Annotated in this window: 24 protein-coding genes and 1 pseudogene; 6 read left to right on the top strand and 19 right to left on the bottom strand. The window is 33.3% G+C overall.

Annotated features, from left to right (window positions below):
• Nucleotides 1-15 precede the first annotated feature (15 nt).
• The 15 genes from V5J73_RS07285 to V5J73_RS07215 form a co-directional block, all read right to left on the bottom strand.
• Nucleotides 16-909 (bottom strand): hydroxypyruvate isomerase family protein, encoded by an 894-nt coding sequence (locus V5J73_RS07285; protein ID WP_338644556.1) that lies wholly within the window; start codon nucleotides 907-909, stop codon nucleotides 16-18.
• 9 nt (nucleotides 910-918) lie between these two features.
• Nucleotides 919-2,157 (bottom strand): nucleoside permease, encoded by a 1,239-nt coding sequence (locus V5J73_RS07280; RefSeq protein ID WP_338644554.1) that lies wholly within the window; start codon nucleotides 2,155-2,157, stop codon nucleotides 919-921.
• A gap of 55 nt (nucleotides 2,158-2,212) precedes the next feature.
• On the bottom strand, nucleotides 2,213-2,950 hold the full coding sequence (locus V5J73_RS07275) for a 3-keto-disaccharide hydrolase (RefSeq protein WP_338644552.1): 738 nt from the start codon (nucleotides 2,948-2,950) through the stop codon (nucleotides 2,213-2,215).
• Between the two features lie 34 nt (nucleotides 2,951-2,984).
• Nucleotides 2,985-4,442 carry a Gfo/Idh/MocA family protein gene (locus V5J73_RS07270; protein WP_338644551.1) on the bottom strand — a complete coding sequence of 486 codons (1,458 nt, stop codon included), beginning with the start codon at nucleotides 4,440-4,442 and terminating at the stop codon, nucleotides 2,985-2,987.
• Nucleotides 4,443-4,544: 102 nt separating this feature from the next.
• Nucleotides 4,545-4,919 (bottom strand): c-type cytochrome, encoded by a 375-nt coding sequence (locus V5J73_RS07265; RefSeq protein WP_338644549.1) that lies wholly within the window; start codon nucleotides 4,917-4,919, stop codon nucleotides 4,545-4,547.
• A gap of 19 nt (nucleotides 4,920-4,938) precedes the next feature.
• Nucleotides 4,939-5,991: a sugar phosphate isomerase/epimerase family protein gene (locus tag V5J73_RS07260; protein WP_338644547.1), complete on the bottom strand. Its 1,053-nt coding sequence runs from the start codon at nucleotides 5,989-5,991 to the stop codon at nucleotides 4,939-4,941.
• 39 nt (nucleotides 5,992-6,030) lie between these two features.
• The gene (locus tag V5J73_RS07255; RefSeq protein ID WP_338644545.1) at nucleotides 6,031-7,197 is read right to left on the bottom strand and encodes a Gfo/Idh/MocA family protein; all 1,167 of its coding nucleotides are present in this window, start codon (nucleotides 7,195-7,197) and stop codon (nucleotides 6,031-6,033) included.
• Nucleotides 7,198-7,204: 7 nt separating this feature from the next.
• Nucleotides 7,205-8,908 (bottom strand): GMC family oxidoreductase, encoded by a 1,704-nt coding sequence (locus V5J73_RS07250; protein ID WP_338644543.1) that lies wholly within the window; start codon nucleotides 8,906-8,908, stop codon nucleotides 7,205-7,207.
• Between the two features lie 54 nt (nucleotides 8,909-8,962).
• Nucleotides 8,963-9,526 (bottom strand): gluconate 2-dehydrogenase subunit 3 family protein, encoded by a 564-nt coding sequence (locus V5J73_RS07245; protein WP_338644541.1) that lies wholly within the window; start codon nucleotides 9,524-9,526, stop codon nucleotides 8,963-8,965.
• A gap of 489 nt (nucleotides 9,527-10,015) precedes the next feature.
• Nucleotides 10,016-11,206, bottom strand: a complete 1,191-nt coding sequence (locus V5J73_RS07240) for a hypothetical protein (protein WP_338644539.1) — start codon at nucleotides 11,204-11,206, stop codon at nucleotides 10,016-10,018.
• Between the two features lie 15 nt (nucleotides 11,207-11,221).
• Entirely contained in the window at nucleotides 11,222-12,052 is an 831-nt protein-coding gene (locus tag V5J73_RS07235) for a type 1 glutamine amidotransferase (RefSeq protein ID WP_338644537.1), read from the bottom strand.
• Between the two features lie 40 nt (nucleotides 12,053-12,092).
• Nucleotides 12,093-13,202 carry a carboxylate-amine ligase gene (locus V5J73_RS07230; RefSeq protein ID WP_338644535.1) on the bottom strand — a complete coding sequence of 370 codons (1,110 nt, stop codon included), beginning with the start codon at nucleotides 13,200-13,202 and terminating at the stop codon, nucleotides 12,093-12,095.
• Nucleotides 13,203-13,270: 68 nt separating this feature from the next.
• Nucleotides 13,271-14,212: an ATP-grasp domain-containing protein gene (locus tag V5J73_RS07225; protein ID WP_338644533.1), complete on the bottom strand. Its 942-nt coding sequence runs from the start codon at nucleotides 14,210-14,212 to the stop codon at nucleotides 13,271-13,273.
• An 18-nt stretch (nucleotides 14,213-14,230) separates the two neighbouring features.
• Complete coding sequence (locus tag V5J73_RS07220; RefSeq protein WP_338644531.1) at nucleotides 14,231-14,944, bottom strand: esterase family protein; 714 nt, start codon at nucleotides 14,942-14,944, stop codon at nucleotides 14,231-14,233.
• A 212-nt stretch (nucleotides 14,945-15,156) separates the two neighbouring features.
• Complete coding sequence (locus V5J73_RS07215; RefSeq protein WP_338648603.1) at nucleotides 15,157-15,558, bottom strand: glyoxalase; 402 nt, start codon at nucleotides 15,556-15,558, stop codon at nucleotides 15,157-15,159.
• A 69-nt stretch (nucleotides 15,559-15,627) separates the two neighbouring features.
• On the opposite strand from V5J73_RS07215, the pseudogene V5J73_RS14660 reads away from it, so the two are divergent.
• Nucleotides 15,628-15,831: pseudogene (locus tag V5J73_RS14660) on the top strand (acyl-CoA thioesterase); the annotation flags it as partial.
• Between the two features lie 216 nt (nucleotides 15,832-16,047).
• Here the strand turns inward: V5J73_RS14660 and V5J73_RS07205 are convergent.
• Nucleotides 16,048-17,304, bottom strand: coding sequence for a mechanosensitive ion channel family protein (locus V5J73_RS07205; RefSeq protein WP_338644527.1), 1,257 nt, complete (start codon nucleotides 17,302-17,304; stop codon nucleotides 16,048-16,050).
• Nucleotides 17,297-17,575 carry a DUF3817 domain-containing protein gene (locus V5J73_RS07200; protein WP_338644525.1) on the bottom strand — a complete coding sequence of 93 codons (279 nt, stop codon included), beginning with the start codon at nucleotides 17,573-17,575 and terminating at the stop codon, nucleotides 17,297-17,299. Before V5J73_RS07200 ends, V5J73_RS07205 begins: the two co-directional genes overlap by 8 nt.
• 103 nt (nucleotides 17,576-17,678) lie before the next feature.
• Between V5J73_RS07200 and V5J73_RS07195 the strand changes: the two genes are divergently transcribed.
• The 4 genes from V5J73_RS07195 (at nucleotide 17,679) to V5J73_RS07180 (ending at nucleotide 22,714) form a co-directional block, all read left to right on the top strand.
• Complete coding sequence (locus V5J73_RS07195) at nucleotides 17,679-18,206, top strand: DUF6155 family protein (RefSeq protein WP_338644523.1); 528 nt, start codon at nucleotides 17,679-17,681, stop codon at nucleotides 18,204-18,206.
• A gap of 107 nt (nucleotides 18,207-18,313) precedes the next feature.
• Entirely contained in the window at nucleotides 18,314-19,858 is a 1,545-nt protein-coding gene (locus V5J73_RS07190) for a DEAD/DEAH box helicase (RefSeq protein WP_338644521.1), read from the top strand.
• A gap of 140 nt (nucleotides 19,859-19,998) precedes the next feature.
• A complete protein-coding gene (locus V5J73_RS07185) occupies nucleotides 19,999-21,336 on the top strand; it encodes a DEAD/DEAH box helicase (RefSeq protein WP_338644519.1) in 1,338 nt (445 codons plus the stop codon).
• Nucleotides 21,337-21,433: 97 nt separating this feature from the next.
• A complete protein-coding gene (locus V5J73_RS07180; protein ID WP_338644517.1) occupies nucleotides 21,434-22,714 on the top strand; it encodes an NAD(P)/FAD-dependent oxidoreductase in 1,281 nt (426 codons plus the stop codon).
• Nucleotides 22,715-22,900: 186 nt separating this feature from the next.
• On the opposite strand, the gene V5J73_RS07175 is transcribed toward V5J73_RS07180, so the two are convergent.
• Both V5J73_RS07175 and V5J73_RS07170 read right to left on the bottom strand, forming a co-directional pair.
• Nucleotides 22,901-24,130: a multidrug effflux MFS transporter gene (locus V5J73_RS07175; RefSeq protein ID WP_338648602.1), complete on the bottom strand. Its 1,230-nt coding sequence runs from the start codon at nucleotides 24,128-24,130 to the stop codon at nucleotides 22,901-22,903.
• A 121-nt stretch (nucleotides 24,131-24,251) separates the two neighbouring features.
• A complete protein-coding gene (locus tag V5J73_RS07170; RefSeq protein WP_338648586.1) occupies nucleotides 24,252-24,971 on the bottom strand; it encodes a sulfite exporter TauE/SafE family protein in 720 nt (239 codons plus the stop codon).
• Between the two features lie 106 nt (nucleotides 24,972-25,077).
• Here V5J73_RS07170 and V5J73_RS07165 point away from each other — a divergent pair, with 106 nt between their 5' ends.
• Complete coding sequence (locus tag V5J73_RS07165) at nucleotides 25,078-25,497, top strand: Lrp/AsnC family transcriptional regulator (RefSeq protein WP_338648584.1); 420 nt, start codon at nucleotides 25,078-25,080, stop codon at nucleotides 25,495-25,497.
• The last annotated feature ends 311 nt before the right edge of the window (nucleotides 25,498-25,808 follow it).

Genomic DNA, 25,808 nt, shown 5'->3' with positions numbered 1-25,808 from the left:
TTTTTTTTAGATTAATTAGACATCACATATTGTAATAGCTTGCTTCAACGAAGCCAGCTTATCGGGGTTTTTGGGGATAAATTCTTGTCCGACAAAGCCTTTAAAACCAGTTTTTACAATTGCTTTCATTATTGCTTCATAATTTAATTCCTGTGTCGCATCAATTTCATTTCGTCCCGGAACACCAGCCGTATGAAAATGTGCAATATATTGATGGTTGTCTCTTATGTTTCTAATCACATCACCTTCATCAATTTGCATGTGATAAATATCATAAAGAAGTTTGAAGTTTTCTGAGTTCAAGCGCTTCGCAAGTTCAACTCCCCATGATGTCCTGTCACATTGGTAATCTTTATGGTCAATTTTACTGTTTAATAATTCCATGACTAAAATCACATTGTGCTTTTCAGCCAATGGAATTAGTTTTTGTAAGCCCAAAACGCAATTACTCCAACCTTCTTCATCTGTTTTTCCTCTTCTGCTTCCGCTAAAACAAATTAGATTTTTATAACCCGCTTTTGCCACTAGCGGAATCATTTCTGTATAATTTTTTAAAAGCGTTTCATGAAATTTTATATCATTAAAACCATCTACCAAATTAATTTCAGCACCGTTACACATTGTTGAAACTAAGTCATATTTCTTCAATGTTGGCCAAGATGATGGTCCTACTAAATCAATACCGGTTATTCCAAGTTTCTTTGCTTCAATGCAAAGTGTCTCTAAATCAAGATTATCAAAACACCAACGAGAAACAGAGTGATTTATGTTTCCTTTTAATTTACCCAATTGTGTTTCTATCTCTTTTTTTGGCATAGCGAAAGCAGATAATCCCGAAGGAATTCCCATAGCAGCCGTACTAGCTAATATTCCTTTTATGGCAGATCTTCTATTTAGATTCGTACTCATTTTTTATTTTTATACTGCAGAAGACGTTTCTACTACTTTGTTTTTTTCATTGAATAAAAGTGCGAAAAGTACAAATACAACGGTAGCAATTCCAGCAGGAATGATCCAAACCATTTGCCAGTTTACGGCTCCATCAGCCATTTTGTAATTGTCCGTTATCCAGCCTGCAACTGCAAAACCAATCAACATACCAACTCCATAAGTTGCTAAAGTGATTAAACCCTGTGCTGCACTTTTATATTTTTCTCCCGCTTTTGAGTTGGTGTAAATTTGGCCCGAAACAAAAAAGAAATCATAACAAATACCGTGTAACGCAATTCCTATAATCAACATGAAACTTAAATCTCCACCATTACCATAAGCAAATAAAACGTAACGAATTGCCCATGCTAACATCCCAATTAAAATAGTTTTTTTGAAACCAAAACGAGTAAAAAATACAGGTATCAATAATAGAAATAAAGCTTCTGATATTTGCCCTATAGCCATTTTACCAGTTGGATTTTCAACTCCAGCTTCTGTCAAAAAGAGATTAGCATTTTGGTAATAAAAAGCAAGAGGAATACAAATTAGTATAGACGAAATGAAAAAGATAGCGAAGTTCTTGTCTTTCAATAATTTCAAAGCATCAAGACCTATAATATCTCCAATTTTTATTTTTTCATCGCTCACTTTTGGTGGTGTTTTTGGTAATGAAAAACTAAATAAACCTAAAATGAAAGCTGCAACACCCGCTAGTAAAAAGGTATTTTTTAGTAAACCTGAGCTAATTGCTTCTTTAGAATCCCAATGAAAGAAGTAACTAATGGATAATCCTGCAATAATCCAACCAATAGTTCCCCATACTCTAATGTTTGCGAATTCTTTTTCTGGATCTTTCATTTGATTAAAAGACACTGAATTTACTAATGCTAATGTTGGCATGTATAAAATCATATAACTTAGAACGTAAGTATAAAACATTCCAACGTCTTCTGACTGATACATTTGATACATTAGAAATGCTCCAATAAGATGTAGAATACCTAAAATTTTCTCAGCATTAAAATATCGATCAGCAATCAAACCTATAATAAAAGGTGCAATAATAGCGCCCCATGATTGTGTAGAAAAAATGGCAGCAGATTCTGCTCCAGATGCTTTTAGATTATTCCCTAGAAACGTACCAAGTGTTACAAACCATGCTCCCCAGATAAAAAATTCTAGGAACATCATTATAGATAATTTAATTCGTGTGGTGTTATTCATTAGTTTTTGGTTTTATTTTTTGGTTTTGGTTAATTTTTTAATCTCGAGTGGTTTATTACATCCCAGCTTCACAACCAGTAGTAATTTTCATAGAATTCCATTCTTTTATCTGAATATTTCGGAACCATACATTATCACCGTGATCTTGTAAGGCAATTTTACCTTTTTTGGAAACAGCAAAACCTGGCCAAGTAGCAAATTTACTTCCTGCTACTAAGGTTTTAAAATTAGCATCCCAAAGCGTAGTTTCAACTACTTTTACTCCATTTAATAACATAGTCAGTTTTCCAAATTTACATACTATGTCTACGGTATTCCATTCACCTACGGGTTTAACAGGCTCTGAACTACTTTTTATTAAATCGTATAAATCACCTGCTCTATGCTTTTCAATTTTTCCATCAGGATGCCCGTCATTGTCTAATACTTGCATTTCTAAACCGGTTTCATAGGTATTCTTGAATTTTGATAAATCTTCGTTCACATAAAAAATTATACCACTATTAGCTTTGGAAGCTACTTTCCAATCTAATTTTAAATGAAAATTCTCATATTCTGCATCAGTTACAAGATCACCGCCTTGACCATTTTGGGCTGCTGTAGGATCAAAATGCAACACACCATCTTCAACTTTCCATCCAGAACCAGCAGTAGTTTTACCATAAGTATGCCAGCCAGTTGTTGATTGCCCATCAAATATTGACTTAAATCCTTTAGCTATAGGGGCTTGCTGTGCATTTGCGGTTTGAATCATTATCATAACTAGTAATGAAGTACAGATATTTTTAATCATTTTTAAATTTTTGAATTTATAATTACTCTTTTTTTTATAAAGTTAAAGCTTTCCAACCTTGACGATACTCTCGTTTAACAAATTGATTTACTTCGTCAAAATTTGTAATTTTCATAGCGTCATTATCCCATAATAGTTTAGAAGAACGTCCTGGATAGACTTCTTCTCCAAGTTCTTCTCTCATTACATCATATCCTCTGATAGCAAGGTTAGCCATTAATAAAGCTTCGGTTAAAGGCCCGGCAATTTCAAAAGGAGAACTTAATTCTTTTTTTCCATAACCTGCAATTGCTGCTTCAACCCACTGTCTGTAATGTCCATCAGCTCCGTCTTTTACTCGAGCATATTTTTGAGCAACTTTCAGATTTTCATTTTTGCTAAGTGGAAGTAAACGAGGATTTAAGCCATAGGTATCACACATCATTTTTCCTTTTGTACCAGTGAATAATGTTCCATTTCCACCATCGCCAAAAATTTCATTTGGCCCCAATTCAGAAGGTCTTTCAGGCTGAATTCCGCCATCCATCCAATGAACAGCTATATCACCTTTAGTTTTCTCTGTTTTTGGAAAAGTTAAGGTAACATGACTTGAAGGAGGACAACTCTCTGGAAAATATCCTCTTTGAAATTCATCAACATAAACGGAACCAACACTACATTGAACATCTTTAGCATATTTTAAGTTCAAAACACTAAAAGGAGCTTCCAGTAAGTGACATCCCATATCTCCTAATGCACCAGTTCCATAATCCCACCAACCTCTCCAGTTAAACGGAACTAATTTGTTAACATATTCTTTATAAGGAGCAGTTCCTAACCATAAATCCCAATCTAATTCTTTTGGAATATCTGCTTTATTAGCAGACCAAGGAATTCCTTGAGGCCAAACTGGGCGATCAGTCCAAGCGTGTATCGTGTGAACATCTCCAATTAAGCCTGCTTCATACCATTCTTTCATTATTCTGGTACCATCATTTGAGGCACCTTGATTTCCCATTTGAGTTACCACTTTATATTTTTTAGCCGCTTGAGTTAAAATACGAGCTTCGTAAATATCATGCGCCATTGGTTTTTGAACGTAAACATGTTTGCCTAGTTGCATCGCTGCAAGAGCTTGAATAGCATGATTATGATCCGGTGTAGAAACAGAAACTGCATCGAAGTTTTTATGTTCTTTGTCTAACATTTCACGCCAATCCTTGTAAAATTTAGCTTTTGGAAATGCGTTTACACTAGCAGCAGCTCTTCTTGTATCTACATCACATAAAAATGAAATATCAGCTTTACCACTGTTAGCAAACATAGCAATATCAGATTTTCCTTTTCCTCCAACACCAATGCTGGCAATTGATAAACGATCACTTGGAGCTACGAATCCTCTTCCTAAAACATGACGAGGAACAATCATAAAAGCTGCAGCAGCTACAGCAGTAGTTTTTATAAAATCACGACGGTTATTGATGATTTTACTTTCTTCTTCTTTTTGTTTCATTTATTGTTAATACGGTTAGTTAATAGTAATGAAATAGTTTAATAAATAAATGCTTTTCGATATTCTAATAGTTTTTTAGAATCTTGAAAAGCACTTATAAAATTATTTTTTTAAGGATAAAATATATTTGGCCATAGATTTTGCATCATCCTTTTTTAGTGATGCATGCGCAGCCATTGGTATAGTTCCCCAAACTCCAGAACCTCCTTTTATTATTTTTCCAGATAAATAGGCCACATTTTTATCATTAGAAGGATATTTTTTTGCAATGTCCATATAGGAGGGACCTATTAGCTTTTTGTCTAATTTATGGCAGCCTACACAATCAGATTTAGCAATTAATTTCTCACCATCTGATGTTTGAAAAACAGTGTTTGTTTTCTTAGTAACTTTACTATAGTTTGTGTATAAAGTATCATTAGAAAATGAGGTTAAGCTGATTAAAGCAACCCCAAAAAGCAAATATTTTAATTTCATTTTCATTTCTATTTAAGTTTTATAATCCTAAGTTTTTTCTATTAAAAGCCTTATTAGTTTCTACAGCTGCAAAGTCATCAAATGCTTTGTCTGTAACTTTTATAATATGATTTTTTATAAATTGAGCACCTTCACGGGCACCATCTTCTTGATTTTTGATGCAACATTCCCATTCCATAACTGCCCAACCTTTAAAATCATATTGAGCCAGTTTACTAAAAATAGTTTTAAAGTCAATTTGACCATCTCCAGGGGAACGATAACGTCCCGCACGGTTTGCCCAACTTTGGTATCCTCCAAAAGTTCCTTGCTTTCCTGTAGGGTTAAACTCGGCATCCTTTACGTGAAAAGCTTTAATTCTTTCGTGATAAAAATCAATGTATTGAATGTAATCTAACTGTTGCAAAACAAAATGTGATGGATCATATAGCAAGCAAGCTCTGGAATGATTATTTACAGCCTTCAAAAACATTTCATATGTTTCTCCATCAAACAAATCTTCTCCAGGATGAATTTCATAGCAAAGATCGACCCCATTTTGATCAAACTCATTTAAAATAGGCAACCAACGTTTTGCCAATTCGGCAAAACCATCTTCAACTAAGCCCGATGGTCTTTGTGGCCAAGGGTGAAAATATTGCCAAAGCAAAGATCCACTAAAAGTTGCATGTGCATTTAAGCCTAAATTTTGAGATGCTTTTGCAGCATATTTCAATTGCTGAACGGCCCATTCTTGTCTGGCTTTAGAATTACCATGTACATTTACTGGAGCAAAAGCATCAAAAAAATCATCATAAGCTGGATGAACAGCTACCAGTTGTCCTTGCAAGTGAGTAGATAATTCTGTTATTTCTAATCCGTATGAAGCAATAGTACCTTTAAGTTCATCGGCATACGTTTTACTTTCTGCAGCCTTTTGTAAATCAATAAATCGAGTATCTAATGTTGGCATTTGAATACCTTTAAAACCTAAATCAGCAGCCCATTTACAAATTCCGTTTAAGGAATTAAAAGGAGCTTCATTACTGATAAATTGGGCTAAAAATACTGCGGGGCCTTGTATTGTTGTCATATTATATTTTGTCTAAAACTTTTATGAATTCCTATTTTATTACAAAACGTAAGGAGTCCATTTTTTATCAGATTGTGATGATGCTACTACGTTATCGATAAATGCCATTCCTCTTAATCCATCTTCAACAGAGGGAAAGTCTAACATTTCAGGCGTAGGCTCTGTACCATCTAACTTACAACCAAGCGTTAAGGCAAAGTTGCGGTAAATATTAGCAAATGCTTCTAAATAACCTTCTGGATGCCCACCAGGAGTACGGCAGTTATGGGTTGCAAATGAAGATAAATATCCACCATAATTAACCCCCGCTCTCAAAATTTGAGCTGGTTCCTCTAGCCATCGAACCGTCAAGGTATTGGGCTCATGTTGAAACCATTCAATTCCGCCTTTTTCCCCATAGATTCTGATTTTTAGAGCGTTTTCTTCTCCAGCGGCAACTTGTGATGCAATTAAAACTCCTTTTGCGCCATTATCAAACTTCAATAGTACGGCGCCATCATCATCCATTACGCGGCCTTCAACTAATGTGTTCAACTCAGCACAAACATCTGTAATTTTAGCACCAGTAATATATTCGGCTAAATGAGATGCATGAGTCCCAATGTCTCCCATTACAGAACTTTTTCCAGATTTTTTAGGATCAGTTCTCCAAGCCGCTTGCGCATTACCTTCTCTTTCTGATAATTTACTCAACCAACCTTGAGGATATTCTACGATAACTTTTCTAATTTTACCCAATTTCCCCTCTCTAACCATAGCTTTCGCTTGTTTGACCATTGGATAACCTGAGTAAGTATGTGTTAAACAAAGTATTAATCCTGTCTCTTCTACTTTTTGTTTCAATAGTTTTGCTTCTTCCAATGAAAAAGTCATTGGTTTTTCAATTACAACATTAAAACCATGCTCCAAAGCCATCATTGCAGGTGCAAAATGCGCAAAATTTGGAGTAACTATAGTGACAAAATCGATTCTTTCTTCAGCAGGTAAAGCCGCTTCAGCTTTAATCATTTCGTCATAGGTTAGATACGTTCTCGACTCTGGAAGAAACAACGCTTTACCAGATGCTATTGCTGTTTCTGGAGTTATACTTAATGCTCCACAGCTTAATTCAATCAGTCCATCCATGTTTGCGGCTAAGCGGTGAATAGCACCTATAAAAGCATCTTGGCCACCACCGACCATTCCCATTCTTAATTTTCTCATCATGATGAACCTAAATATTTCCTTTTTTTAATTCTTTTACTGCGTAATCACAAGCACGTGCTGTTAAAGCCATAAAAGTTAATGATGGATTTTGACACGCAATAGAGGGCATACAAGAACCATCGGTAACAAATACGTTACTAACTTCATGCATTTGATTCCATTTATTTAAAACAGAATCTTTAGGATCATTACCCATTCTAGCAGTACCCATTTCGTGTATAGCCATTCCAGGATAGCAATCGTTATCATACGTTTTAACATTTTTGATTCCCGATGCTTCAAGCATTTCAGCTGCATCATTCATCATGTCTTCACGCATTTTAGCTTCATTCTCTTTATATTCACAATCAATCGCTAAAACAGGTTGTCCCCATTTGTCTTTCTTACTATGATCGATGTATACTTTATTCTCATAATATGGTAACATTTCACCAAAACCACCCAATCCCATACTCCAAGAATCGGCAGGTAATGACATAGTATTTTTAAAGTTTTCACCAAAAGCTAATTCAGCAACTTCTTTATGCCATAATCCTCTGCTAGCACCTCCTTGGTAACCAAAACCTCTTAAGTAATCACGCTTGTCACTACCAACATTTTGATATCTTGGAATATAAATACCATTTGCTCTTCTTCCGTACGTGTATTTATCTTCAAAGCCTTCAGCACTTCCTTCAGCACCACAACGGAAATGATGATCCATTAAATTATGTCCCAATTGTCCACTGGCATTACCCATCCCATTTGGATGCGCTTCTGAAGTTGAATTCAATAAGATGAATGTTGATCCTAAAGTAGAACCATTTACAAAAACAATTTTAGCATAAAACTCCATGGTTTCATTTGTTTCTGCATCAATTACCATTACACCTTTTGCCTTTTTTGTGTCTTTATCATAAATAATATGATTCACAATAGAGTAGGGTCTTACTGTCAATCTTTTTGTAGCCATAGCAGCAGGCAATGTAGATGATTGCGTGCTGAAATAAGCACCAAACGGGCAACCACGACTACATAAATTTCTATATTGACAACTTCCACGACCTTTATGAGGCACTGTTAAGTTAGCTGTACGTCCTATAGTTAATATACGTGTTCTGTTATAATGCTTTTCTAGTCTTTCTTTAACTGATTTTTCTACACAATTTAAATCCATAGGAGGCAAAAATTTTCCATCTGGCAAAAGAGGCCAGTTTTCAGCTTGCCCGCTGATTCCTGCAAATTTTTCTACATAATCATACCATTTTGTAAGATCTTTATAACGGATAGGCCAGTCATTACCATGACCATCTTTAGCGTTATCTTCAAAATTATGATCACTAAAACGATAACTTTGACGTCCCCACATTAAAGACTTTCCTCCAACATGAAATCCTCTGTACCAGTCGAAACGTTTGTCTTCAGTATATGGACATTCCAAATCGTTTACCCACCATTTTTCGGTAGCTTCATTGTATGGGTAATCACGTGTTTGTACTGGATGTGTTCTTTTTTGTTCTTCGGTCAATTTTCCAGCGTGCTCAAATTCCCAAGGAGCTTTCATTGCAGATTCATAATCTTTAACATGCTCGATGTTCATTCCTCGTTCTAACATCAAAACTTTTAACCCTTTTTCGGTTAGTTCTTTTGCTGCCCAACCACCGCTAATTCCTGATCCTATTACAATAGCATCATATGTATTTTCCTCTTTTAAATTTGTATTTATATTCACGTGTAGTAATTTTTATTTAATAAAATAGTTTAAGACAAAATGTTCTACTAAAAATTAGTTAGTAGCCCAACCTTTTTGTCCAGGTATGTAATCAGCATTACCGTCATATCTTCCTGGGACAGGTAGGTATTCACGTGCTTGTGTACAACCTATTTCTGAAGAATAATAACCCAGAAGAGTCAAATCTCTTGCAAGCAAAAAGAAAGAAGGTGCTTTTTTATTAGCAATAGTTTCTTCTTTTAAAGCTTCCATTAATTTCTGACGTTCTGCAACTGACATTGCTAAGAAATCTTTATTGAAATCTTTCAAACATTTTGCCTGCATATCTTTCATTCCTGAAGCAAAAATCTCTTGCATTTGTGCTGGATAACAATCTTTAATCATCATCGGAATAAAAGCGCCAAGTCCTGCGGATTTAGCCCCTGGTGAAGATGCTGTCGTCGGTATAATGATATCGGCAAATTCAGCTAGAACTTCTTCATCTGAAGCAGAAAAAAATACTCTATTTTTCTCTTTATCAGGCAAAGTAAAACTTTCAAACAAAACGCCCATCGTAGTTGCTGAGATTGCGCTTCCCATCAAAAACGCAACGCTTTTAAGTGCTTCTCTTCTATTCATTTGTTAATTATTAAAATTGTTTATTATTCTTAAATTATTATTACTTTACAATAATAAAGAAAAAAAAAATATCTTAATTTTTTTTATGTTAATTTATTGAATAATTCCATTTTTTTCAAATTATTAAGGGAATCACTTTAAAAAATTCAGTAAACACTATCTGTAATCTATTAAAACAAGAAAAAAAATATATTTTAAAAAATCCAAATTGACTAAAAATTCATTTATTTATTAATTTTAGTTAAATTTGATAAGATATATCTTATAAATTTATAATCGAACTTCATTTTGAGTGATTTCAATGTGTTAAAATGACATTAACTATAAAAAAATTGAACTTAAAAATAAAATAAAATTGTACTATAAATGAGGCCTAATTAAATAGGTAAGACGAAGTATCTTTATAATAGAATAAAAAGCTAAATTGGAATCAAATATTGTAAGCAAAAAAAAGCATAAAAAAATTACACTTTATTATGTGTAGAAAAGTTATCTTTCAAATAAACCAAGTGTACCGCCAACCCAATCTTTGTCTTTATTGAATTTCACACCTATCATTTCACCACGGCTCAATCGTACTAAGTTGCACAATAGAGTAGGCGCAGCATCTTCTTTTTTCCAAACACAGAGTATACGGACTTCTGCTTTTACTTTCCCATCAGGAGATTGTACAATAGGAAGGTAGTTTACCTTTTTTTGAAGAATATAAAGTTCTTTTTCAACAACTGCTTCTATATCTTCTTTCGTTACATGAAAAATAACTCCTGTTCCTGAGAAGGAAAAGAGTGGTTTAAGCACATAATTTTCTAAATCCAAAGGGATTTCTTTAAGCTCACTTAATAGAGTCGTTTCAATAAAATATTTTCCTTTTAAGAATGGTAAAATAAATTTACTGATTCTGAAAAACCAATTGGGATGACCAGCCCATTCTACATCAAGATCATCTGAAAAATGGAAATTTAACTTTAAATCTGTTCGCAAATCCAATTCATCAAAAATAACCCGATTGTAGATTCTTTTCACCTGGATTTCATCACCTTTTATGTTTTTGTAGAACAGTTGTTTGCCTTTCTTTATGAGTTCAGTAACGCAAACTATAGGTATGCCAATATCTCTTTGGCAATAATAAAAATCAATCTTGGTATTTTGTTTTTCGGGTTCTATTTCAAGAAGAATAACATTTTCTTTTGGATGATTATTGCAAATTGCATCTTCTAAAATATTCAAATATTCTTGTGGCTCAATGCCATTGATAAAAGGCGTTAGCTCACTAAGAAAAGGATAATGTTTCTTAAATTTTTCATACAAATTAATTTGATAATTATACAAAGAAGGAAATCCTTGAACTTCAATTAGCTTAGGAATAATCATTCCATCTTCCTCACAAATTCCAAAATCAATAGCTAAAAAAGTAGTGTGTTCATCCTCATTTGGTACTTTATTATTTAATTCTAATGACTTATAAGTAAGACTTTTAAAATCTTTTTTTTGAATAAAAGCTATAACTTGATTACAACCTTGAATCAATTGTGCTTTTAACTCATTTGAAATAAAGAAAGGCGTTTCACCTAATCTAAAAGTAGGCATATAATTAAAATCGGAAGCAATATCATCTTTGAATTCCTGATATTTTTTTTCTGTAAATTGAGTATTAAATAACTCCCGATATTTTGAAATCATCTTGAAATGAATTTATTAATTAGAAAGTATTTTCTTAGTTTTCATCAAGTCATTGATGGCAGTTCTTAGAAAGTTTGGAATCAAAGTTTCATTAGTTCTGTATATTTTATCATCATCTAATAAATCTTCCAGCATATTTCTGAACTTTCTTTTGCCTTTCATAGCTTTTATTTTTTCTTTTGCCTGTTTGTTTCTCAAATGAGAGACAAAGCTTATTGGATCAGCTTCGGGATGAAATTGTGTACCTACAAAATAGTCTGTAAAACGAACTGCCATTATCGCACGTTCATATTGCACATGATCCCGAATTTTTTCCAATGAAATTATTTTTGCTCCTTTTTTGGCAAAAACACTCAATTTGGGTTGTACCACTTGATAATCTCTAGAATCAATTGCATAAAAAGGATCGGCTAATCCTTCAAATAAAGGATCTACAAGTCCTTCTTTGGTTTTATGTATAGTCATTACTCCAAAAGAAGTGTCGTTTCTTCGTGTCACTGTGGCTAAACCAAAATGCAAGCAAGCCATTTGAAAAGAATGACAAATGAAAAGCACATGCTTTTTAATTGTATTTTCACTATTCCATTTATGTAACGAATCAATAAAAGCATAATATTTCACATCCCAATTTCCATCTCCAATTAATGGATTCCCTGGACCACCGGTAGAAATATAAATATCAAATTCTTTAATATCCGGTAATTCACATTTTACCCGAACATCGAATATTTCAAAACTAACCACAGGACTAAACCTGTTTACAACATCAATGATACAACGCATCCCTTGATTAGGTTCTCCTTTGTACATGTCCAGAAGCGCTATTTTTATAATTTTATTCGACATAACTATTTTTAAAAAATAATGCGCAAAGATAATTTATATTTTATAATCCCTTAGTGAATTCGCCAGTTATAAAGTCCACTACTTTAGAAAGATCAGCTGATTCTTCAAAAATAGCAAGTTGTTTGTCTGCTCCAGTTCCATTTTTTAAAATTTCATGAACATAATTAATATCCTCACGACTTCCCAATTCATCCACTACATCATCAATAAAATCTAATAATTCCAAGATAAGCATTTTAGTTTCCACTTCTTTTTGCAATCCAAAATCAATCATATTATTATCAATTCCATAACGAGCAGCACGGAATTTATTTTCCTTGATTAAAGCCAATCGATAAATATTGAAACTCGTATTGTTCATGTTCAATTTGTAGAGTTTAGCCACAATTGCTTGAATAATAGCTACAATACAAATAGTTTCATCAACCGTTAAGCACATATCGCAAATCCTAAATTCAATCGTATTATAAAAAGGATGCAAGCGCAAATCCCACCAAATTTTCTTTGGATTATCGATACAATTAGTTTTCACCAAAGTATCTAAATAATTTTCATAGGAACTCACTGAGTCAAAATATTCAGGTAATCCAGTTCTTGGAAATTTATCAAAAACTTTAGTTCTAAAAGATTTGTACCCAGTCTTTCTACCTTCCCAAAAAGGGGAATTTGTCGAAAGTGCAAATATATGAGGTAAGAAGTAGGTTGCTTGATTCATTAATTGCAAACCAATTTCCCGATTTTCAATTCCCACGTGACAATGCATTCCAAAAATCAAATTAGAACGTGCCGCATCTTGTAATTCATTAACAATATCGTGATATCGTGGGTCATCAGTGATAGGTTGATCCTGCCATTTTGAAAAAGGATGCGTTCCGGCGCCACCCACAATAAGATCTTGCTTGTCAGCTAACTCAACTATTTTGGAACGTAAAAAACGAATCTCATTTTTAGCATCATCAACATTCTTGCAAATATTAGTTCCCACTTCTACCACAGATTGATGCATTTCAGCCTTGACCTGCTCATTTAAAATTATCTTGGCACCATCTACAATTTTAGATAAATGCGACCGCAAATCTCTAGAAACAGGATCTATAATTTGATATTCTTCTTCTACACCAAGTGTAAAAACAGGTAATTTCTTTAACATATTTATTTTTTTAGCGTTCAGTCGCAGTCGCAGTTTTCAGTTTGTTTACTGAATACTGTGACTGAAAACTATTTCGTAGCGTCTTTTATAAAAGTTCCCCAAGTCAAATTTAGTTTTCCTGGTTTTTGTTTTTTTGCGGCGGCGATGGCCATTTTAGCAGCTTCTTCCACTACCCATTCAAAATTTTCAGCACCCACTGAAGTTAATTCAGCATCAGGCGCGGGATTTCCAAAATCAATAGCATACGGAATCCCATCACGAACGGCAAATTCTACCGTATTAAAGTCATATCCTAGGCCTTTGCAAAGGCGTAAAGTATAGTCTTTTATAGTAGCCAGTAATTTTTTATCTACCGGAGGCCCGTCAATTACATAACGCAAATGATGTGGATTTCTGGGTTCGTATTGCATAATTCGGACTGCTTTGCAACCCAAACAATATACTCTAAAATACTCTGTAAAAACAATTTCTTCTTGTAACATCATCACTAATTGTCCCGTTTCCTGATGTTTTTCCCAAAACTCTTCTTTGTTTTCCAATCTGTACACGTTTTTCCAACCTCCGCCTGCATAGGGTTTCATATAAGCTGGAAATCCGATATAATCAAAAATTCCTTCCCAATCCATTGGATATTTTAAATTTCTAAATGATTTTCCAGTAGTATCCGTAGGATGTTCTGCAGATGGAAGAATTACGGTATTAGGCAACGGAACTCCAAGGGTATCTGCCAAAGCATTATTGAAAAATTTATCATCGGCACTCCACCAGAAAGGATTATTAATAACGTTAGTTCCTGTTAAAGCTGCATTTTTTAAATAGGCGCGATAAAAAGGAACATCTTGTGAAATTCGGTCAATAATTACTGCGTATTCTCCGTCTTTATTTTGGACTACTTTATCAATAGCTACAGCTTCAGCAATGATTCCTTTCTCGTTTTTTGAATTAACACGATCTATAAATGCTTGTGGAAAAGTGTCTTCCATTCCAAATAAAATTCCAATTTTTTTCATCTTGATGTGTTTATAATTTTAAAAAAATTTAATTCTTGATAAATAATGTGGAAACATTTCTTTCCAAACAGGCCAATCATGTTTGCGCTCCTGACGAATATCCAGCCAGTGATGTATGTTTCGGTCACTTAAAATTTTGCTTAGTTTTAAATTTGCATCAAAACAAATATCCCAATTAGAAGTTCCTAAAACGATATCCATATTCCACAATTCATGATCATTCAATCCATATAAATAATCTTCAGGACTGTTGTAAAATACATCATCATTGTGAAAACCATCCATAAAACTTTTAATATTGAAAGCGCCACTCATCGAGAACATATGACTTACGTAACCGGGATGACGAAAAGCAAAATTTGCAGCATGGTACCCTCCAAAACTACATCCTGCCATAACTACTTTTCCTGATGAAGTATTGTTCTTGACTTTTTCTACGATTTCATGACAAATCATTTTATCGTATCTGACATGATTTTCTATGCGATGAATAGGATGAATATTTTTATTGTAAAAACTATCTTTGTCAATGCTGTCTGGACAAAATATTTGGATTAAACCCTGATCGATGTACCATCTTGCGGAATCAATCAATCCCATATCCTTATTTTCATGGTAACTGCCCATAGAAGTGGGAAATAAAATAATAGGATATCCTGCATGTCCAAAAACTAACATTTCAATATCTCGGTTAAGATTGGGTGAATGCCATTTAAAATATTCTTCCTTCATAACTTTATTTTTAACAATTATAATGAAAAAATTCGTGCAAATGACATAAATATTTATGCTTAATTAAGATTTATTGTATAAAACATTACGATTGTCAAATTGTAATTTAATTGTAAAATTTGAATGAATATGTCGCTGTTTTTTAAATTATAAACAACAAATCAATTCCTTTTAACATATTTCTAAAACTAAAAAAATCAAGATTCCTTTTTTTATTTTTCCTTTAATTCAAATAATTGGACTTGACTTTTTAGTCTTTCAATTAACATGCTCATCATTCTTTTATTGATATTTGATGAGTTTTTTATATAAACGGCATACTCATCCAAAGTAAATAATGCCATTATCATTCCTTTTAAAGCATTTCTAAACTTGATGTCTTTTTGGATAGCATTTTCTATCACTGCTATTTTTTTTTCAACGGTGTAGCCGTAAAAGTCAGCTTTATTTTTCGCTACATAATTACTAAAGGAAGCGATAAATAAATCGTTTTGTAATTTTAAAATAGGCCTAAGAACCTCATTTTGAAATGATTCTTCGGTTGTAGATTGATTGGTTACGGAACCAATTGTTTGTCCTCGGAATTCTTTTATAAAAGTATCGCGTTCGCTCATGATTTTTTCTTTAAAAATAAAGAAAATAGCCATAAGAAAAGTTTATTTTTGCAGATATACAGAAAAATTATGCGATTTCACACTAGAAAATGGGTAAAGCCTGAAGATCTAAACCCCAACGGTACTTTATTTGGAGGTAAATTATTGGCTTGGATTGATGAAGAACTAGCTTTGTATACTATTATTCAACTAGAGAATACGAGAGTAGTTACCAAACACATGTCTGAAATCAATTTTAGAAGTTCTGCAAGACAAGGTGACATTATCGAAATTGGTATTGATGTTCTAAAATTTGGAAATACTTCGCTAACACTAAAATGTGAAGCTAGAAATATGATGACTCGTGAAACAATTATCACCATTGATCACACCACAATGGTAAATTTAGATGCGGACGGGAAACCAAAATCGCATGGAAAAACAGCAATAGAATTTGTAAAAGACAGACTCCCAACTTAAGTAAAAATATAATAAAAAGTACAACTAAAATTACGTTGTACTTTTATTTTCTGTAGCTGTTTCAAAAATTTCAAGATCAAAATAACCCGCTGAAGCAATGATGTGATCGAATATATCCGACATGATATATTCGTAATTTTCAAATCGTTTGTCATGCGAAAAAGCATAAATTTCTAGCGGAACTCCGTGAGAAGTAGATTGCAATTGACGGCAAAGCATCAACATATCTTTATTTAGTCCTGGATAATTGAATAAATATTCCGTGATATACTTTCGAAACAAGCCTAAATTGGTCAAATTTCGACCATTGATAGCGATTGATTTGTCAATTTTATTGAGAGCATTATACTCGTCAATTTCTAATTTCCTAGAGTCTATATAATCCGAAATAAGATGTATTTTCTTCAAGTCACTTAATTCTGCTTCTTCCAAAAATCGGATGCTGCTCGTTTTGATAAGAATGTGTCTTTTGATACGTCTTCCATCTGAATTAAGCATACCGCGCCAGTTTTGAAACGAATCGGAACTTAAACTGTATGTTGGAATTGTTGTAGTGGTATTATCAAAATTTCGAACTTTTACAGTTGCTAAATTGATTTCAATTACATCTCCATCAGCACCAAATTTATCCATCGTAATCCAGTCGCCAATTCGAACCATATCATTAATGGATACTTGAACGCTCGATACAAAACCTAAAATAGTATCTCTAAAAATCAAGATTATCACTGCAGAAACTGCTCCCAAAATGGTTAAAAGCTCTTTTTGATCAATATCAAATAATTTAGAAATAATAACCGTAATACCAACTGCCCAAAGGACAATCATAATAACCTGAATGAAACTATCAATGGGTTTGTCGCTGTATCGGGGTTTTAGTTTTAAATAATCACGTAAAGCATTGAAAATAGTACGGATTATCCATAAAACAAGCATGACAATATAAATCCCAACCAGCTTCCCAAAAACACCTTCCCAATATTCGTATCGTTCCAGAATTATGGGCACCGATTTATAAATGAATAATAACGGAATTAGATGCGCAATGTATTTAGCCGTTTTGTTGGTTACGAGTAAATCATCAAATTTGGTTTTGGTTTTTTGGGCTATTACCGCCATAATAGTGACCAAAACAAGTCGAAAAACAACATAAATTGCATACGCTAATACGCAAAGCACAACAATGTTTATAAGCAGACTTAGGTACGAAGCAAAACTGCTGCCTAATCCCCATTTTCTGAATATTGGATATAGAAAATTGAATATTTTTTCTATTAATTTATACATTTCTCAAGTATTTCTTTTCTATATAAAAAGTTCCAAAAGGAGGAATTGAGGCGATACAAATTATAAAATACTTTTTGAAATCCCACTTTTCACTAAACTTTAAAATTGTTGCCATAATAATATAGGCAGTAAATAATACCCCGTGAGCCATTCCAATATGTTTTACATAAATGGGATCGTTAAAAATATATTTCATTGGCATAGCAAAGAAAAATAATAGTAGGGCAGATATACCTTCTACTAGTGCTGTAACCTTAAAAATTTTAAGCATTTACTATTTTTTTTAGTGATAAATGACAAAATTAAGTATTATCATTGATTTTCGATGCATGGATTCACAAAGTAAATTACTTTTGTACTCTTAAACTTTGATAATGAGTAAACGCGATTTAAAAAAATACCTAGCCGAACTAAATAAAGAGCAACTCGAAGAGCAAATTATGGAATTGTACGAGAAATTCAGTCCCGTAAAAGTCTATTATAATTTTGTTTTTAATCCAAAGGAAGAAACGCTTTTGCAGGAATGCAAACTCAAAATCTCGAATGAATATTATCCTGTAAAGAAATCAGGAAGACGCAGTAAACCAAAAATGAGACGTTCTGTTGCTCAAAAATACATTAAGCATTTCATACTTTTAGGTGTAGATCCCTTCATAATTGCGGATGTGATGCTCTACAATATTGAAATTGCACAAACGTTCTCATCAGAACATGTTATTAAGCAAGATTTGTTTTTCAAAAGTATGTTCAATTCTTTTGAGCAAGCTGTTATTTTCTTGATTGCTAATGGAATCCTCAATGATTTCAAAACAAGAATAATAGGAATTCATACGGAAACCATCGAGCAAAAGTGGTTCAACGAACCGGAGTTTAATGCTATAATAGAGCGATTTGAATATTGAGCGGTTACATAATTCAATTTTATTTAATCCATCCCATATTTTTTTACTTAAAAGTGACAATTAAACTGTTTTTTAGGTGTATTTTTGCAAAAATCCAACAATAAGCAATGTCCCAAAACACTTTAGAAATAGAAATCGAAGACAAAAAAGAACTTTATGCGTACCAAAAAGGCGACATCGATGCCATATTTGAACGCATAGATAATGCACCTCCACAACACCATCTGTTATATCAATTGCCAACCGGTGGTGGGAAAACAGTAGTGTTTTCAGAAATTGTACGCCGTTATTTATCACAGCATGATAAAAAAGTAGTTGTTTTAACACACCGAATTGAGTTGTGTAAGCAAACTTCAAAAATGTTGAAGGGGTTTGATGTAAAAAACAAAATCATCAACAGTAAAGTAAAAGAACTTCCGGACCAAAACGATTATTCTTGTTTTGTTGCCATGGTAGAAACCTTGAAAAACCGAATCAACGATGAAAAATTACATTTAGATAATGTAGGGTTAGTAATCATCGATGAGGCACATTACAACTCTTTTAGAAAATTATTAAGCTCTTTCAAAAACGCCTTTATATTAGGAGTTACCGCAACGCCATTAAGTTCAAATATCAAGTTGCCTATGCACGAAAGCTACGATGAATTAATCGTAGGAGATACTATCAGCTCTTTGATTGCCAATGGATTTTTGGCAAATGCAGTTACATATAGTTATGATGTAGGATTGACTTCCTTAAAAGTAGGTATCAACGGAGATTATACCGTAAAATCATCAGATGATTTGTACACGAATATGGCCATGCAGGAAAAATTATTGCATGCTTATACGGAGAAATCTTTGGGCAAGAAAACCTTGATTTTCAACAATGGTATCAACACCTCTTTGTATGTATATGAAACTTTTAGAGAAGCCGGTTATGCCATTCGTCACTTAGATAACACCAGCAATAACGAGGAACGAAAAGATATTTTACATTGGTTCAAGCACACGCCAGACGCTATTCTAACATCGGTTGGAATTTTGACAACCGGTTTTGATGAGCCTACTGTAGAAACCATAATTTTAAATAGAGCCACAAAATCATTAACGTTGTATTACCAAATGATTGGTCGTGGTTCCAGAAAATTACCAGGAAAAGACACTTTTAATGTGATCGATTTAGGAAACAATGCAGCCCGATTTGGCTTGTGGAGCGAGCCGGTAAACTGGCAACACATCTTTAAATCCCCAGAGTTTTACTTAGAGAATTTACGTGATGATACGGAGATTGAATTGTATTTCAAATACAGCATGCCACCGGATTTACGTGCCAAATTCAGCAAAACCGAAGTCGTAACCTTTGATGTCGATGAAGAACACAAACTCATCATCAAACAAAATTTACGCTCTAAGGAAGTTCTGGATAAATCGCTGGAACAACACGCTGCTATGTGCGTTGATAATTCTGACACCTTACAAGAAGCCAAAGCATTGGGGAAATTGCTAGAGGATGACATCGATTGTCGCATCAAGCGCTATTCAAAATGTTTGAGTCAATGCAGTAAAAATTACCGCGAGTGGCTTGTTGACGATTACAAATTGAAACTAGTATTGTTAACCGGGAAAAAATATCGTGAGAAAATCATGAACGAACCGGATGAAGATTAATATTTCTTTTTCAAATAGCTAATCCCGCTGTACACTATATCTGTTGTGGCGAACCCCACCACAACAGGATGCTGTTTCCATCGGGGCTAAAAATTACGTTACAAAACAACTATTTTTTATAAAATATAAAATCCAATAAAATGCCAAAACAATTCTCTGATTTAGGAATTTCAGCACCATTAGTACAAGCGCTTACCGAAATGAAAATTGTGGTACCAACAGAAATCCAACAAAAAACAATTCCACTTTTATTAGCTAATGAAACGGATTTGGTTGGACTAGCTAAAACCGGTACCGGAAAAACGGCGGCTTTTGGATTGCCTATTTTGCAATTAATAGATACTGCTTTACCACAAATACAAGCTGTTATTTTAGTTCCAACACGTGAACTAGGACATCAGATTTTTAGAAACTTAGAAGATTTTGCTAAATTTTTACCTCAAGTTTCTATTGCAGCAACTTGCGGTGGAATTCCAATAAAACCACAAATCGAAAGACTTGTATTGCCTACACACATTGTGGTGGCAACTCCAGGACGTTTAATCGATTTGATTCAGCGTAAAGCGATTAACTTGAAAGAAACTAAATTCCTCGTGCTCGATGAAGCCGATGAAATGGTAACCATCTTAAAAGAAAGCTTAGATGAAATTGTTGCCGAATTGCCAAAAGAACACAAAACAGTATTGTTCTCAGCAACTATGCCTGGAACCATAAAACAATTAGTTCAGAATTACTTACATAAAAATGTAGTAGAAGTTCGTGCCAACATGGAAACGTTAGGAAATCAAGGTATTGACCACGAATATATTGTGGTAGATCCTATTGAAAAACTGGATGTTTTAATGCATTTCTTGAATTCGAAAGAAGGAGAACGCGGCATTATCTTTTGTAAAACTAAAGCAGCAGTTAATAAATTAGCTAAAAATCTAGCTATCAATCGCTTTTCATCAGGCGCATTGCACGGCAGTTTATCGCAAGGAATCCGTGACCGAATCATGGAGCAATTCCGTGAAGGACATATCAATATTTTAGTCGCTACTGATTTAGCCGCAAGAGGTATTGACGTTAAGGAAATCTCGTATGTGGTGAATTACCATTTACCTGATGTTTACGAAGCTTACGTGCACCGTAGCGGAAGAACCGCTAGAGCAGGAGCAAAGGGACTTTCTTTAACCGTTTTACAACCCGAAGAAGTAGTCGAAATTGCTGATTTTGAAAAAGAACTGGGAATCAAATTCACCGAGTTCAAAAAGCCAAGCGCGTTAAGCATCGAAGAAAATAATACGTTATTGTGGGCGAAACAAATCTTCAAAACAAAACCCAATCATGATGTTGCCCCAGAATTAAAAGATAAAATAAAAACCGTTTTCCATCATTTGACTAAAGACGAATTGATCGAAAAACTGTTGGCTAATTATTTGTTGCAAAACAAAAACGAACCAACAGAGAAACCGGTAAAAAGACAGAAAATGAAGTAAAATTTATAAGTTTTTTAATACTTGTATATTTAATTACAGTCATAAATAGTGTATATTTATGACTGTTTTTTTTGATTAAATATTAAAATAATACTTTATGGAAATTGTAATAATAGGAGGAGGATTTGCAGGTTTAAACCTTGCCAAAGAACTCGTAAATGAAAAAGGAATCAATGTAACACTAGTTGACAAAAACAATTATAATTTCTTTCCGCCACTAATTTATCAGGTTGCTACTGCTTTTTTAGAACCTTCAAGTATCAGTTACCCTTTTCGGAAATTTTTTTCGGGTAAAAAAAATCTGCAATTCCGCTTGGGAAATTTAGTAAAAGTAAATACTGCCGAAAATAAAATCATTCTCAACAACGGAGAATTAACATACGATTACTTGGTTTTTGCCACGGGCGCTGAAACGAGTTATTTTGGCATGGAAAACGTAAAGAAAAATGCCATTCCAATGAAAACGCTCAATGATGCCATCGTAATGCGTAATACATTGCTTAAAAATTTAGAAAAAGCAGCCATTTGCAAAGACATACGCGAACGTAGGAAATTGTTAACCATTGTGGTTGCCGGTGGTGGTCCAACTGGTGTTGAAGTTTCGGGAATGTTTGCTGAGATGCGCAAAAATATTTTACTGAAAGAATATCCAGAATTAAGTACTACAGCCAGTAATATTTATCTGGTTGATGGTGCCAATGCCGTATTATCACCAATGAGTAAAGCTTCACAGGAGGATACACTTGAAGCACTGACAAAATTAGGTGTTGTAGTAAAATTAAACACTACTGTAGTAGATTATATTGATGACACGGTATATTTTGGAAACGGGGAAACCATTCAAACCAAGAATTTAATTTGGGCAGCGGGAGTTACGGCTAAAGTTTTTGAAGGAATTCCAGCAGAAAGTTATGGCCGTGGAAAACGAATGGCTACAGATGCTTTTAATAAAGTTAACGGTACTGAAAATATCTTTGCGATAGGCGATACTTGCATTCAACTGACAGATCTTGATTTTCCAAATGGTCATCCGCAAGTGGCGCAAGTTGCGATTCAGCAAGGAATCAATTTGGCTGACAATTTTAAACGAATGAGTGTCAACAAGCCTTTAAAACCTTTTAAATATAATGATAAAGGATCGATGGCGATTATTGGAAAAAATAAGGCTGTAGTTGATTTGCCAAAACCAAAAATGCATTTCAAAGGATTTTTTGCCTGGATAATATGGTTGTTTATTCACCTTATTTCATTGATCACGTATCGCAACAGAGTGCAAACATTCTTCAATTGGATGATTGCTTATTTTGCAAAAGATCAATCGCTGCGTATGATTATCAGACCCGATAAAAAGGTAAAAATAGAACCTAAACAAGCGTAAACTAAGTAGCTAAACCTATTTCATTTTATACTATAAAATCAGTAAAATACTATTTAACACATAAGTCATGTAAGTATTAACCCTTAAATGACCTTATTATTGCTAAAAGTATATAAGCCTAACAAATGAAACTTATCTGACTTATATGTAAAAAAATATGACATTGTTTTATTCTTATTACTAAAATTAATGAACTATCGCAATTCCCTCATCGTGAGAAGTTGTGATAGTTTTTTTTATGTTTCGTTTTCCGAAAATTAAAATAGTCAGTGCCAAAATGGTTGAAACAGTCATAATCAAAACCATAGGCAACATTGAGTCTTTTACAAAAATACCTACTGCAAAAGAAGCCAAAGCGCCTAAACCTAACTGAATTGCACCCATCAACGCTGATGCGCTTCCTGCATTTCTTGAAAAAGGAGCAAGGGTAAGCCCAGCTGTATTAGGATTTGAAATTCCCAAACACGCTAAGAATAAAAATAGCATAGCAATAGTTTCGTATAATCCTAAAAGATTATTCATTGCCAAAACAAGGAATGAAATGCTAATAATAGTTTGTGAAATTAATGCTCCAAAAATCATTTGTTCGCTTGTGAATTTTCTCAACAAAAATGAATTTAACTGACTCGCACCAATAAAACTCAAGGACATAAAAGCGAAAATCCAACCATACGTTTTTCCATCAACTTTAAAAATATCCATAAATAAAATAGGGGAAGCCGCTACATAGGTAAATAATCCGGAGAAAGCAATTGCTCCAGTAAAAGCATAGGTATAAAACGGAGGCTCTTTTACAATACTAATAAAATTGGTAATAATTGGCTTTGGTTTTAATGAAATGGAAGTATCTGGTTTAAAAGTATTTGGAAGTCCCATTTGAGCTGCCAAAAGAATCAAAATTCCCATACACATTAATATAAAAAAGACAATGTGCCAGCCATAATCTTCTGTAATATAACCACCGATAGTAGGTGCTAGCATTGGCGAAAGCCCTACAACCAGCATTAATAAAGAAAATACTTTAGGAATATCTTTGACAGGAAACAAGTCGCGAACCATAGAAACAGAAGCTACTGTAGCAGCGCAACTACCAATAGCCTGAATAAAACGTAATCCGATGAAAGTATCTATATCGGTTACAAAAACGCAACCCAATGAAGCAAGAATATAAACTAAGAGCCCTATAAATAAAGGTTTCTTTCGACCAAACCGGTCTAATAAAGGACCGTAGAGTAATTGTCCTGCGGAAATTCCAATAAAATAACTCGATAAAGTCATCGAAACATTAGCAACAGTAGTATTTAAATCTTTAGCAATTCCTGCAAAACCGGGTAAGTACATATCTATAGAAAATGGGCCAAGTGCTGTCAGTGAACCTAAAATTAGAATTAATTTAAAATATTTTGCTTTTGTCATTACAGTATCAGTCATGAAATCTTTTTTTAATTTTTTGCAAAGGTAAAAATTTAAAAAGCGAAACAATTACTAGATTCAATAAATTTAGACTATTGCAAAATAGCGTCACGAAAGGAAATAATTAATTCTTAATCAATAATACAATCCCAGACAGGAAAAGCAGTCCTAGCATTATTCTCTTCAAAAGGATATCATTTAATTTTAAATATACTTTTTTACCTAATACCAAAGCCAGTATAAAAAACGGCAATACATACAAGGAATTATACAATTGATTTACGGTTAAAATACCTTCAAAAGCAAGTACAGGAATTCGCATTAATGTAATCAAACCCAAAACGCCAAACATTGTGGCACGAAGTGTTTTTACATCCGCTGTTTCATTTTTTACAATTACTAAATATAAAGGTCCGCCTGTTGAAAAAACACCTGAGAAGAAACCACCTAAAAAGCCAAAAAAGAACTTCATTTTTGAGAATAGTTGTATTTCTTTTTTTGCTTTTAGACTATGTAAAACAAATAAAATTATAAATATTCCCAACGCTTTTTTGAGAAAAATAGGTTGGCCGTATGCCAAGACAACAATGCCAATAGACAACCCGAAAAAAGAGGATACCGCTAATTTTTTAAGTAACGATTTGTCTATATATTTCCATTCTTTATATACATGAAAAGGTGTTGAAATCATGTAAAAAATGGATAAATACCCAATTGCATCAGGTAGCGGCATTACAAACAATAAAAATGGCAAAGCGATTAAAGCGCCTGCAAATCCAGTAATTGTTTGAACAAAAAAACCAGTAAAAATTCCAATAGTAAGCAATACTAACATTATATCCATAGCGCAAAATTAAAATAACACTAAATGAAACTAAAATTTAATCCACGGATTTAATATCTTTATGCCATAATATAATTGTAATTTAATAGTATTTAAGACTTTATTTATGGTAGATACACTTGATTTAAAAATTATAGAAACTCTAAAAGTTAATTCTAGAACTTCATTTGTCGAAATTGGTAAGCAAATTGGACTTTCACCATCATCGGTTCGAGAACGTATTCAGAAATTAGAAGATACTGAAGTAATTAACGGATATTCTATTCAACTCAATAATAAAAAATTGGGTTATGGTTTAGAGGTGTTCATCATGTACAAATTGTTTAGTGGAAAACTTAAAATATTTTGTGATGAATTGAACCAGTTTCCCGAAATATACGAAGTGTATAGAATTACTGGAACACACAATATTTTCATGAAAGTTGTATTGATTGATCAATTACACCTGCAGCAATTTATTGACAGACTCTTAGTGTATGGGGAACCTACCACACATTTAATCTTATCAGATTTGAAGGAGTTGTAAGTAAACTGTTATGCGAGGAGGTATTCTAGATATAGGCGATTCCGGCTTTGATGTCATAAAATTATTTGATTTTATGCCTGTCATAAAATTTAAGTTTTATATTTACTTTAATATGATTAGAAACGAACAATGTATAAATTGTTCGTTTTTAATGTGTTAATAATTAACTGAATAATACTAAGTTTCAACAGTAATCTTACATATGAAGTCAAATAATTCATTGTCATAAAATGCACTATAATTTATATTATGTAAAATAGAATTTTAAGCAAACTCAATAAAACGCTTTTGTGCTAAACAAAAAAGCATCG

It is taken from the genome of Flavobacterium sp. KS-LB2 (genome assembly GCF_036895565.1).
In the GTDB taxonomy this organism is placed as follows: Bacteria; Bacteroidota; Bacteroidia; order Flavobacteriales; family Flavobacteriaceae; genus Flavobacterium.
Note: the sequence above shows the minus strand (reverse complement) of the source record. Positions and strands in the feature narration are given on the sequence as shown.